Source organism: Spongiibacter sp. UBA1325 (assembly GCF_002306875.1).
Lineage (GTDB): Bacteria > Pseudomonadota > Gammaproteobacteria > Pseudomonadales > Spongiibacteraceae > Spongiibacter > Spongiibacter marinus.
Genome location: NZ_DBTD01000002.1, coordinates 42490 through 54988 on the forward strand (window position 1 = coordinate 42490; position 12499 = coordinate 54988).

11 protein-coding genes and 1 tRNA gene are annotated in these 12499 nt (G+C 55.5%); all 12 read left to right on the forward strand.

The genetic code is table 11. The features are described from left to right. The first annotated feature begins 116 nt into the window (after positions 1–116). Complete coding sequence (gene ftsH / locus B3K78_RS00745) at positions 117–2069, forward strand: ATP-dependent zinc metalloprotease FtsH (RefSeq protein ID WP_286693933.1); 1953 nt, start codon at positions 117–119, stop codon at positions 2067–2069. 5 nt (positions 2070–2074) lie between these two features. After that, positions 2075–2944 carry a dihydropteroate synthase gene (folP, locus tag B3K78_RS00750; protein WP_286693934.1) on the forward strand — a complete coding sequence of 290 codons (870 nt, stop codon included), beginning with the start codon at positions 2075–2077 and terminating at the stop codon, positions 2942–2944. Positions 2945–2946: 2 nt separating this feature from the next. Then, a complete protein-coding gene (gene glmM / locus B3K78_RS00755; RefSeq protein WP_286693935.1) occupies positions 2947–4281 on the forward strand; it encodes a phosphoglucosamine mutase in 1335 nt (444 codons plus the stop codon). A gap of 61 nt (positions 4282–4342) precedes the next feature. Further along, a complete protein-coding gene (gene tpiA, locus B3K78_RS00760; RefSeq protein WP_286693936.1) occupies positions 4343–5098 on the forward strand; it encodes a triose-phosphate isomerase in 756 nt (251 codons plus the stop codon). Continuing rightward, entirely contained in the window at positions 5099–5473 is a 375-nt protein-coding gene (gene secG / locus B3K78_RS00765; RefSeq protein ID WP_204996153.1) for a preprotein translocase subunit SecG, read from the forward strand. An 11-nt stretch (positions 5474–5484) separates the two neighbouring features. Next, positions 5485–5570 (forward strand) — tRNA-Leu (locus tag B3K78_RS00770). A gap of 329 nt (positions 5571–5899) precedes the next feature. Then, complete coding sequence (rimP, locus tag B3K78_RS00775; RefSeq protein ID WP_204996155.1) at positions 5900–6355, forward strand: ribosome maturation factor RimP; 456 nt, start codon at positions 5900–5902, stop codon at positions 6353–6355. A 44-nt stretch (positions 6356–6399) separates the two neighbouring features. Continuing rightward, on the forward strand, positions 6400–7902 hold the full coding sequence (gene nusA / locus B3K78_RS00780) for a transcription termination factor NusA (protein ID WP_204996156.1): 1503 nt from the start codon (positions 6400–6402) through the stop codon (positions 7900–7902). A gap of 29 nt (positions 7903–7931) precedes the next feature. After that, complete coding sequence (gene infB, locus B3K78_RS00785) at positions 7932–10715, forward strand: translation initiation factor IF-2 (RefSeq protein WP_286693937.1); 2784 nt, start codon at positions 7932–7934, stop codon at positions 10713–10715. Between the two features lie 27 nt (positions 10716–10742). Beyond that, the gene (gene rbfA, locus B3K78_RS00790; protein ID WP_036256379.1) at positions 10743–11132 is read left to right on the forward strand and encodes a 30S ribosome-binding factor RbfA; all 390 of its coding nucleotides are present in this window, start codon (positions 10743–10745) and stop codon (positions 11130–11132) included. Positions 11133–11134: 2 nt separating this feature from the next. Continuing rightward, on the forward strand, positions 11135–12070 hold the full coding sequence (gene truB, locus B3K78_RS00795) for a tRNA pseudouridine(55) synthase TruB (protein WP_286693938.1): 936 nt from the start codon (positions 11135–11137) through the stop codon (positions 12068–12070). 139 nt (positions 12071–12209) lie between these two features. Further along, a complete protein-coding gene (gene rpsO, locus B3K78_RS00800; RefSeq protein ID WP_027874146.1) occupies positions 12210–12479 on the forward strand; it encodes a 30S ribosomal protein S15 in 270 nt (89 codons plus the stop codon). Positions 12480–12499: the final 20 nt, after the last annotated feature.

Genomic DNA, 12499 nt, shown 5'->3' on the forward strand with positions numbered 1-12499 from the left:
GCGGCCATTTGTTCGTAGAGAGCGTGGAATTTCTGTAGTAGAGTGGGGTCTAGGACTGTGCGCCTGGCCACCTGGCTTTGTGCAGCGTGCGATATGAGGATCGGTTTTTGAACGACATGGCTAAAAATTTATTATTGTGGCTGGTTATCGCCGCAGTGTTGCTGACAGTATTTAATAACTTCAGCGTGCAATCGCCTACTGAGCAGCTCAATTACTCCCAGTTTATTACTGAGGTGCAAAACGAGCGTGTGCAAAAGGTGGTGATCGATGGCTTAGTCATTAGCGGCCAGCGTAACGATAATAGCCGGTTCGAAACCGTTCGTCCCTTGCTCGATGATCCCAAGCTGATTGACGACCTGCTGGAACACAATGTTGTTGTAGAAGGGCGCAAGCCTGAGCAGCAAAGCCTGTGGACGCAATTGCTGGTCGCCAGCTTCCCGATTTTAATTATTCTCGCGATCTTTATGTTTTTCATGCGCCAGATGCAGGGTGGCGCGGGTGGCGGCAAAGGCGGCCCGATGGCGTTTGGCAAAAGTAAGGCCAGACTGCTGAGTGAAGACCAGATTAAAACCACCTTTGCTGACGTTGCTGGTGTCGATGAGGCCAAAGAAGACGTTCAGGAGTTGGTTGAGTTCCTGCGCGACCCCGGAAAATTCCAGCGTTTAGGCGGCCGTATCCCTCGCGGCGTATTGATGGTGGGCCCCCCGGGAACGGGTAAAACCCTGCTTGCCAAGGCGATTGCCGGTGAGGCAAAAGTCCCCTTCTTCTCGATTTCCGGTTCAGACTTTGTCGAGATGTTCGTCGGTGTGGGTGCTTCGCGTGTGCGGGACATGTTTGAGCAGGCCAAAAAACAAGCGCCCTGCATTATCTTTATCGATGAGATCGACGCCGTCGGCCGTCACCGTGGTGCCGGTATGGGCGGTGGTCACGATGAGCGTGAGCAAACCCTGAACCAGCTGCTGGTTGAGATGGACGGTTTTGAAGTTAATGACGGCGTTATCGTTATTGCCGCGACGAACCGCCCCGATGTGCTTGACCCGGCCTTGCTGCGCCCCGGGCGTTTTGACCGACAGGTCGTGGTTGGCCTGCCCGATATTCGCGGGCGTGAACAAATCCTGAAAGTACATATGCGCAAATTGCCGGTCGGTGACGATGTGGATGCCGCGGTTATTGCTCGCGGTACACCGGGTTTCTCGGGTGCTGATCTGGCGAACCTGGCAAACGAGGCGGCGCTGTTTGCCGCGCGGGCAAATTCGCGCCTGGTGACGATGGAGCAGTTTGACCTGGCCAAAGACAAGATCATGATGGGCGCCGAGCGCAAATCGATGGTGATGTCGGAGAAGGAAAAGCTCAATACCGCTTACCACGAGGCCGGGCATGCCATTGTTGGCCGCGTTGTGCCTGAGCACGATCCCGTTTACAAGGTGAGTATTATTCCGCGTGGGCGCGCCCTGGGTGTGACCATGTTCTTGCCAGAGGAAGATCGCTACAGCCTGAGCCGTCGCCACATTATCAGCCAGATATGCTCGCTGTTTGGCGGTCGTATCGCTGAGGAGATGACGCTGGGTGCCGACGGCGTCACTACCGGGGCGTCGAACGATATTCAGCGCGCCACCGACATCGCGCGCAAAATGGTAACGAAGTGGGGCCTGTCAGAAAAAATGGGCCCACTGATGTACGACGATGCTGACGAAGAAGTCTTTTTGGGTCGCTCTGCCGCTCAGCCTGGTAAGGGTGTCTCCGGCGAGACAGCCAGACAGATCGATGAGGAAGTACGACGCATCATCGATGAGTGCTATGCCAAGGCGCAGAGCATTTTGGAAGAAAATCGCAGCAAGCTGGATATGATGGCTGAAGCATTGATGATGTACGAAACCATCGATGCCAAGCAGATCGATGACATTATGGCGGGGCGCAAGCCGCGCAGCCCAGCGGGCTGGGACGACGACCAAAATCGTCGCGGCGGCCAACAGCGCCCGGTGGTGGATGACGAAGCGGAAGACGACGCCGAGCAGCCACGCAAGCGCGGCCCCGAAGACCCCTTTGTTGATTCGGTAAGCGATCACTGATCCCGATGGCTTTATTGAAGATTCCCGAATCGCCACAGCTGAGCTGTGGCGATCGCGTTTTAGACCTCTCGAAACCGCAGTTAATGGCGGTAATCAATGTCACTCCCGATTCGTTCTCCGATGGCGGGCGCTATTTCCGTGATGGCGGTTTGCACCTCGATACCTTGCTGAACCAGGTTGATGCGGCGCTGCGCGCCGGTGCCACTATGATTGATATTGGTGGTGAATCAACGCGCCCCGGCGCGGCGCCGATTTCCGAGGCGGAGGAGGTGGCGCGTGTGCTGCCCGCGGTAGAAGCGGTTGCGCGGCGATTTGATGTGGTGATTTCGGTGGATACCAGCACGGCTTCTGTGATCGCCGAATCGGCTTCGGCGGGGGCTGGGCTGATCAATGATGTGCGGGCTTTGCGTCGCGAGGGCGCGCTAGCGGCGGCTGCCGACTCAGGCCTGCCGGTTTGTTTGATGCATATGCGTGGCGAACCGGGTGATATGCAGCGTCAACCGCAGTACGAGGATGTCGTCACTGAGGTAGAGGCCTTCTTGCGTGAACGCATAGCCGCCTGCGCCGACGCGGGAATACCAGCGGAGCGCTTACTGCTGGACCCCGGTTTTGGCTTTGGTAAGACGCTAGCCCACAACCTGGCCTTGTTCCGCCGCCTGCCGGAATTGTGCGCCTGGGGTTATCCGGTGTTGGTGGGAGTGTCGCGCAAGTCTATGGTGGGCGATATTACCGGACGAGCAGTTGCTGATCGTATGCCCGGTAGTATCACCCTGGCTGCTCTCGCCGCCGAGCGCGGCGCGGCCATCATTCGTGCCCACGATATCGCTGAAACGGCCGATGCCTTAGCCGTCGCCGCAGCGCTAAAAGGATTCTGATAATGACAAGAAAGTATTTCGGCACTGATGGTGTGCGCGGTCGAGTGGGGGAGTTTCCCATCACTCCCGAGTTTGTTCTGAAACTGGGCTGGGCGGTTGGCCAGGTGTTCGCAAAAGAAGGTCGCAGCCGAGTGTTAATTGGTAAGGACACGCGGATTTCGGGGTATATGTTTGAGTCCGCGCTTGAAGCGGGCTTGGTGGCGGCTGGCGTAGATGTGCGTTTGCTGGGGCCAATGCCAACGCCGGCGATTGCCTATCTGACCCGTACTTTTAAGGGGCGCGCAGGAATTGTTATTAGTGCCAGCCACAATCCGTATTACGACAACGGTATCAAGTTCTTTTCGGCTGAAGGCAGTAAGTTGCCCGATGCGCTTGAAAGTGCAATCGAAGCGGCGATGGACCTGCCGATGACCACCGTCGACTCGTCGGCGCTGGGCAAGGTCAAGCGCATAGATGATGCAGCGGGTCGCTATATTGAATACTGCAAATCGACGGTCGGCTCCGACCTTTCCCTGAGCGGCCTTAAACTGGTTTTGGATTGCGCCCACGGCGCGACCTATCATGTGGCGCCAGCGGTGTTTGCCGAGCTGGGGGCCGAACTCGTAGTTATTGGTGCAGCGCCGGATGGCTTAAATATTAACGCCGGATATGGCTCGACCGACCCCAAGGCGCTGTGCGAGCGCGTGGTGGCAGAGAAGGCAGATTTGGGTATTGCCTTTGATGGCGATGGCGATCGCGTATTGTTTGTCGACAGCAATGGCGAACTGGTCGATGGCGATGAATTGCTGTACATCATTGCCGCTGATCAACACCGCCGCACGGGTCGCTGTGATGGTGTGGCGGGAACACTTATGTCCAACCTGGGCTTGGAGCTCGCGCTTGGCGAGCTTGGTATTCCCTTTGAGCGCGCCAACGTCGGCGATCGTTACGTGAAGGCATTAATGAATGAGCGAGGCTTCTCGCTGGGTGGTGAAAATTCGGGGCATATTATTTGCTCGGATGTGAGTACCACCGGCGACGGCGTAGTGGCTGCGCTGCAAGTACTGAAAGCCATGCAGACACAATCCGCTTCGCTCTCCATCTTGCGCGCGCCGCTGCAAATGTTGCCGCAAGTGATGATAAATGTTCGTACAGCGGGTGCCTTTGACCTGAGTGACGCCGCGTTGCAGGCGGCAGTTGCTGATGTGGAGGCAGAGCTGGGTGATCGAGGGCGGGTATTGCTGCGTGCCTCGGGCACCGAGCCGTTGATTCGCGTCATGGTTGAAGGACATGACGAGCAGCAGGTACAGAGGCTCTGCAAGCAGTTGGCGCAGCGCGTCGAAAGCTTGGCAAGCTGATGTTGTATGTGTGTATAAGTTTATGTAAGATTGGCGCCCATTTTGCGCTAAGGGAAGTGCTATGCGGAGCAAACTGGTAGCAGGTAATTGGAAAATGCACGGAGATCGTGCGGCTATCGGTGAGTTGCTGACTGCCCTAAAAGCTGAATTACCCTCTGAGCCAAGCGTTGATATCGCCGTTTTCCCCAGCGCGGTTTATATCAACGACGCGATTAAGGTGCTCAAGGGAAGTCCGGTTGCCGTTGGTGCCCAGAATGTCTGTGAATACGCCGGTGAAGGTGCATACACGGGTGAGGTGTCGGCAGCCATGTTGGCCGATGTCGGTTGTCGCTATGTGATTGCCGGGCACTCTGAGCGCAGGGCGCTTTATGGTGAAAGTGACGCGCTTGTCGTTACAAAGGTTAAGCGCGCTCTCGATGTAGGCTTAACGCCGGTGCTGTGTGTCGGGGAATCGGAGTCTGAGCGCGAAGCCGGGCAAACCCTAGAAGTGGTTGCGCGTCAGCTGAATGCGCTTTGGGATCAACTGTCAGTAGCAGACTTGGGTTCCTTGATAGTGGCTTACGAGCCGGTGTGGGCAATTGGTACAGGTAAGACCGCCACCCCGGAGCAGGCGCAACAAGTGCATGCGTTTATTCGCAGCGTGTTTGCCGAAAAAGATGCCAATCTCTCAAATGAGATGAGAATTCTTTATGGCGGCAGTGTAAAAGCGGCGAATGCTGCTGAGTTATTTAGCCAGGCTGATATCGATGGTGGCTTGGTCGGTGGCGCATCGTTGAATGCGCAGGAATTTTCCGCAATATGTCGGGCGGCGGAGTAAATGGAACAAATTATATTAGTTGTACATGTTTTGGCTGCGCTGGCCATTATCGGTTTGATCCTTGTTCAGCAGGGTAAAGGTGCCGATATGGGGGCGTCTTTTGGTGCAGGCGCATCGCAGACGTTGTTTGGCAGCGATGGTAGTGGTAATGTGCTGACCCGCGCGACCGCGATCCTGGCAACACTGTTCTTTGTAACCAGTTTGTCGTTGGCTTATGTGGCCAAGCAGCGCAGTGTCGTTGGTGAAGATATCATCGATGTACCTGTTCTGGAGGAGAGTCGCGAAGTGGCTCCAGTGCCTGAGGGTGACCTCCCTGAGGCGGCTGCGTCGGACATGCCGGCGATGAGCGACAGTGACATGCCCCAGGGGCAGTAAGTAGTAATAAAGCCGAAGTGGTGGAATTGGTAGACACGCTATCTTGAGGGGGTAGTGAGCATAGCTCGTGCGGGTTCAAGTCCCGCCTTCGGCACCAAATACCGAAAAGGGAGTTGCAAGGCAGCTCCCTTTTTTTATGCCCCGTTGTCGCCATGATCGTGCGCCTGTATGTGGGTATTTGCCTGTGTTTATCTTGACCTGGTTCGGGCGACTGTCTATAATTTCGCCTCCTTGGAGCAGGTCAGTTCTGGTGGCGGCGAGAGTTTCCGTCATCGGGTGCGTAGGGCGACTCATCTGCTTTTATAGAAGTTTTTAAAAGCCCCTTACGTAGGGGCTTTTTCGTATCGTCGCGGTGTAGTTTGCGATGGTCGACAGGAAATTTCGATGGTGGGCCTTGGGCCCATTTTTTATTGGTGGGTAATTAATTTGTCAGCACAGCGCGACAAGCTAGAAGAAATGCTAAGGCCGGGCATCGAAGCCCTGGGGTTTGATTTGTGGGGGATTGAATACCAGTCCCACGCAAAGCGCAGCATGCTTCGCATTTATATTGATGCAGAGGCCGGTATTTCTGTTGATGATTGCGCCAAGGTCAGTCATCAGGTGAGCGGTGTTTTGGATGTCGAGGATCCGATTACTGGTGAGTACACGCTTGAGGTGTCTTCGCCGGGTATGGACCGCCCCTTGTATCGCTTAGAACAGTACGCTGAGTATATTGGCAGCGATATTAATATTCGCTTGCGCATCGCCTTTGAAGGGCGGCGCAAATTCCAAGGTCGCTTGGTAGCGATTGAGGGTGATGAAGTTGTTATTCAGCTTGATGGTCACGAGTACTTGTTGCCATTCGAGCAAATTGACAGAGCACAGATTGTCCCGAGTTTCTGACGGGCAATTAACTATAACAGCCGGCTACGGAATAGAGGCGGACGATGAGTAAAGAAATATTGCTGGTAGTTGAAGCAGTATCCAACGAGAAGGGGGTGTCTAAGGACATCATCTTCGAGGCGATGGAACAGGCTTTGGCCACTGCGACGAAGAAGCGCTATGAAGAAGACTCGGATATCCGTGTTGTAATTGATCGGGTCACCGGTGATTACGAGACCTTCCGTCGCTGGGAAGTAATGCCTGATGATGAAATGGCATTGCTCGGCACGCAGTTTACGCTCGAAGAGGCTCACGAGTGTGACCCGAGCCTTAAGGCTGGCGATGTATATGAAGAGCAAATTGAAAACGTCGGCTTTGGCCGAATTGCTGCGCAGACAGCCAAGCAGGTTATCGTGCAAAAAGTGCGCGAGGCCGAACGAGCGCAGGTTGTTGAAGAATACGCCGGTCGCGTCGGTGAGCTGATTAATGGCACGGTGAAAAAAGTCACCCGTGACAGCATTATTGTTGACCTTGGTAACAACGCCGAGGCCCTTCTGCCACGAGAAGAATTGGTGGGGCGGGAAGTTTTTCGCATCAATGACCGTGTGCGCGCCATTCTGCAAGACGTACGCCCGGAAGCGCGAGGCCCGCAGCTGTTCCTCAGCCGTGCATGCCCGGAAATGCTGATCGAACTCTTCAAAATTGAAGTGCCAGAAGTTTCTGAAGATGTGATCGAAATCCGCTCTGCTGCTCGTGACCCCGGTTCTCGCGCGAAGATCGCCGTTAAGACTAACGACGGTCGCATCGACCCGGTTGGTGCATGTGTCGGTATGCGTGGTTCGCGTGTGCAAGCCGTATCGGGTGAGCTCGGCAATGAGCGTGTTGACATTATCCTGTGGGACGACAACCCAGCGCAGCTGGTAATCAACGCGATGGCACCGGCTGAAGTTGAGTCGATCGTCGTCGACGAAGATACCAATACCATGGATGTGGGTGTTGCCGAGGATAACCTGGCGCAGGCCATCGGTCGTGCCGGACAGAATGTTCGACTGGCTAGTGAGCTGACGGGTTGGACGATCAACGTAATGAGCGTTGATGAGATGGCTGAGAAGCACGAGCAGGAATCTGGTCAGATTATCGAATCTTTCATGGAGAGCCTGGACGTCGGCGAAGATGTTGCCGAAGTTCTTGTGGAAGAAGGCTTTACCACCCTTGAAGAGGTGGCCTACGTTCCGCTTGAAGAGATGATGGCGATCGAAGGTTTTGACGAAGAAATTGCTCAGGAATTGCGCGCACGAGCCAAAGATGCGCTGCTGACTCAGGCAATTGCAAGTGAAGAACAACTGGATGCTGCTGAGCCGGCTGAAGACCTGTTGACGATGGATGGCATGGAGAAACACCTGGCCTTCATCCTCGCCAGCCGTGGCATTGTGACGATGGAAGATCTGGCTGAACAAGCTGTTGAAGATCTTCTCGATATTGAAGATATGACTGAAGAGCGGGCTGCTGAGCTGATTATGACTGCCCGTGCCCCCTGGTTTGCCGACGAAGACGAATCAGCAAGCTAAGCGAGTCGTACAGTTTAGGGAGATAATGAATGGCTGAAGTTACCGTGAGCCAGCTTGCCGAAGTTGTTGGCGCACCAGTAGAGCGTCTACTTAGGCAGATGAAAGAGGCCGGTTTGTCGCACAGCTCGGCGGAACAAAAGGTGTCCGACGAAGACAAGCAAACTCTGCTGACCTTTCTAAAGCGCAGCCACGGTGAGTCCACCGAGGGGCCGCGTAAAATTACCTTGAAGCGTAAGACCATCAGTACGCTAAAAACAGGTTCAGGTGCGGGCAAGAAAACTGTCAACATCGAAGTGCGCAAGAAGCGGACGTATGTAAAACGCGACCCTGCTGAGCTGGCCGCAGAGGCCGAGGAAGCGGCGCGTCTGGCTGCTGAAGCTGAGCAAGCGGAAGCTGCAGCCACTGAAGCGCCTGTCGAGGTTGCTGCTGAGCCGGAAGTCAAAGAAGAAGCGCCTGCAGCTGAGGTGCCCGAAACCGCAGCACCTCAAGAAACTGAGGTTGTCGAGGCGGCAGAGCCTGCACCCGTGGCGGAACCCGAGCCTGAGCCCGAACCGGAAGCTGAGCCCGAGCCAGAGCCAGTGGTAGAAGAGCCCGCGGCGGAAGCGGAGCCCGAGCCGGAAGCGGAGCCTGAGGTGGCGGCCGCCCCTGTTCAGGACGAATACGTCGAAGAGGTTGTTGAAGAAGACCCTCGTGATATCGACCCGGAAATCCTGCGTCAGCGTGCAATCCTGCGCCGTAAAGAAGAGGAAGAGCGCGAGAAAGAGCGTCGTGCTGCTGTCTTAGCGGAGAAAAAGCGCGAAGAAGAAGAGCGTGAGCGCAAGCGCAAAGAACGCGTTGAAACTGAGCAGAAGAAATCAGCCGGTCCCCGTCATTTGCGGGCCGCGCCAAGCAGCGATAATGACGATCGCGGCAAGGGCAAAAAAGGCAAAAAAGGCAAAGGTCGTCGCGACGATTTTGATAATGATCGCGGAGCGGGTCGCCGCAAGAAGAAAACGCTCAAGCTGCCAGAAGATCAGCAGCGCCACGCCTTCCAGGCGCCCACTGAGAAGATCACCTACGAGGTGTCGATCGGTGAAACCAGCACCGCCAGTGAGCTGGCGGGGCAAATGAAGGTGAAAGCGGCTGAAGTAATTAAAGAGCTGATGAAAATGGGCATGATGGTGACCATTAATCAGCCTCTGGATCAGGAAACGGCGCAACTCGTTGTCGAAGAAATGGGCCATAAGGCCAAGATCGTTTCTGAAGATGCCGTGGAAGAGGCGTTGGAAGAAACGCTGGTTGCTCAGACGGGTGAGGGCACCCTGAAGACGCGTGCGCCGGTAGTGACCGTAATGGGTCACGTTGACCACGGTAAAACGTCTCTGCTGGACTATATTCGCAAGGCAAAAGTGGCTAGCGGCGAGGCGGGTGGCATTACCCAGCACATTGGTGCCTACCATGTGGAAACTGGTCACGGCATGATCACTTTCCTCGATACTCCTGGACACGCGGCCTTTACGGCAATGCGTGCCCGCGGTGCGAAAAGTACCGACATTGTTATCTTGGTAGTTGCGGCTGACGATGGTGTTATGCCGCAAACTGAAGAGGCAATTGCCCACGCTCGTGCAGCCGAAGTGCCGCTGGTAGTTGCGGTTAACAAAATGGACAAAGAGGGCGCCGATCCCGAGCGGGTGAAAACCGAACTCTCTCAGAAAGAGGTTATCTCTGAAGAGTGGGGCGGTGATACACAGTTCTGCTATGTGTCTGCACACAGCGGTGAGGGCATTGATGCCCTGCTGGACGCCGTGCTGCTGCAAGCTGAACTGCTAGAGCTTAAAGCCGCTGACGATATTCCTGCTCAGGGTATGGTGATTGAGTCACGCCTTGATAAAGGTCGCGGTGCCGTGGCCTCTGTGCTGGTGCAACAAGGCCAGCTCAAGCAAGGCGATATTGTTCTGGCCGGTCAGTGCTATGGCCGTGTTCGGGCGATGCTGGACGAGAACGGTAAGCCGGTTAAGCAAGCCGGGCCATCGATCCCCGTCGAGATTCTCGGCTTGGATGGTACGCCTGAAGCGGGTGACGGTTTTGTGGTGGTTGAAAATGATCGCCGGGCGCGTGAAGTGGCTGACTTCCGTCAGGTGCGCGAGCGCGAGCAGCGTATCAAGCGTCAACAAGCTGCCAAACTGGATCGCATGTTTGAAAGCATGGAAGCCGGTGATCGCAAGACTCTGAACGTCGTGCTAAAAGCCGATGTGCGCGGTTCGCTCGAGGCTATCCAGGCGTCATTGCTGGATCTTGGTAATGACGAAGTAAACGTCAATATTGTGACCGGCGGTGTAGGCGGTATCACTGAGTCTGACGTGAATCTGGCGATGACCTCCGAGTCGGTGATGTTTGGCTTTAACGTACGTGCTGACGGCAGTGCGCGGAAGTTGGCAGAAAGCGAAGGTATCGACCTGCGCTACTACAGCGTTATCTATGATTTGATCGACGATGTGAAGTCGGCATTGAGCGGTATGCTCAGCCCAGAAATGCGCGAAGAAATTGTGGGTATTGCCGAAGTGCGTGACGTATTCCGTTCGCCGAAGTTTGGTGACATCGCCGGCTGTATGGTCGTCGAGGGTACGGTTTATCGCAGCAAGCCGATCCGCGTTCTGCGCGACGATGTGGTGATATACGAGGGTGAGCTTGAGTCCCTGCGTCGCTTTAAAGACGATGCGAACGAAGTGAAGAACGGTCTTGAGTGCGGTATCGGCGTTAAGAACTACAAAGACGTTCGTCCCGGCGACAAGATCGAAGTGTTCGAGGTGAAAGAAATTGCCCGGTCACTGTAAGGCATTGCAAGAGCGGGAGGCACGCTAATGAAAGAATTTAGTCGTACCGCCCGCATCGCCGACTTTTTGAAGCGAGAGCTGGGCAGTTTGATCCAGCTTGAACTTCGCGACCCACGCATTGGTATGGTGAGTGTCACGGACGCTGAAGTGAGCCGTGATTTGAGTCATGCGAAAATTTTCGTGACGGTCATGGGTAAAGACAATGCCGAGGAAGCCGCTGAGTCATTAGCGGCGCTCAACAAGGCTGCAGGTTTTTTGCGCAGCCATGTTGCCAAGGTAAATAATGCTCGTACAACGCCGCAGTTGCGGTTCTTCTACGACTCTTCTATTGATCGAGGCCAGCGTCTGAGTTCGCTCATTCAGCAGGCCGTCGACTCCGATCGCAGCCGCCAGGCCGATAACGACGACGAGGCCTGAGCTTGGGGCGTCGTCGAAAAGGCCGCGCAGTTAGCGGCATCCTTGTGTTGGATAAGCCGCTGGAGCGCAGCTCTAACTCTGCCATGATTGTGGCTCGAGCGATCTACAAGGCAGCAAAAGCCGGCCATACCGGGGCACTCGACCCGCTAGCCAGCGGCGTTTTGCCGATTTGCTTTGGTGAGGCGACGAAGTTTTCCCAATACCTCCTCGATGCTGACAAGGTTTATCGCACTACGGTTGTGCTCGGCGAGCAGCGCAGCACTGGCGATGCCGAGGGTGAGGTCGTTGCCGTTACCGATGCCAGCTGTCTTTCTGAGGCCGACGTCGAGGCAGCGCTGCCGGAATTTCGTGGAGAGATTCTGCAGGTGCCGCCAATGCACTCCGCCCTCAAAAAAGACGGCAAACCGCTCTATGAGCTGGCGCGTAAAGGCGTTGAAGTTGAGCGTGAGGCGCGCCCTGTTACCATCAGCCGCCTCGAGCTTGAGGGATTTCGGCCCGGCACGCGTGCTGAGGTCGACCTGTTGGTTCACTGTAGCAAGGGCACCTATATTCGCTCACTCGCCGAAGACATTGGCGCGGCGCTGACGGTAGGCGGCTATGTTTCCGCCCTCCGGCGTGTGCAGGCAGGGCCCTTCGACGAGTCTCAGGCCTTGGATTTCGAAGCGCTGCAGCCACTGCGTGACCGGGAGGCATTTGACGAGCTTGACGCCTTGTTGCTGCCCTTGGACACCGCCTTGACCCATATCCCGGCGGCGCGGCTCGGTGAGGTCGCCGCTGGGTTTTTGCGCAACGGTCAGGCGGTATTTGTGCCGCAGTTGCCTGCCGGGGAGTTGTTTCGCTTATACGAAACCACGCCATCTGGCCCGGTTTTTATGGGCTTGGGTGAATTGTTGGCCGACGGGCGCATTACGCCTCGTCGTTTGCTGGCAAATATGTGATAATACGCCGCTGGTTTTCGCGATGTATTGCGTGAGGCCGGTTGTAAAGTTTGACGAGGCCCGAAGGGTTTCCAAACCTGTCTGTAGATATGCACGGTCAGGCTTGCTTATTCACGCATATCAGTAAGAGGAAATTATTATGGCACTATCTGCCGCAGAAAAAGCTGAAGTTGTAAAACAGTACCAAACTGCCGAAGGCGACACTGGTTCGCCAGAAGTGCAAGTTGCACTGTTGACGGTAAACATCAACAAGTTGCAGGGTCACTTTGAAGGCCACAAAAAGGATCACCACTCTCGCCGTGGTTTGATCCGCATGGTAAACCAGCGTCGTAAATTGCTGGACTACCTGAAACGCAAAGACCAAGAGCGTTACAGCAAACTGATTAAAAGTTTGGGTCTGCGTCGCTAAAAGAAGAATAAGTGAGGGGG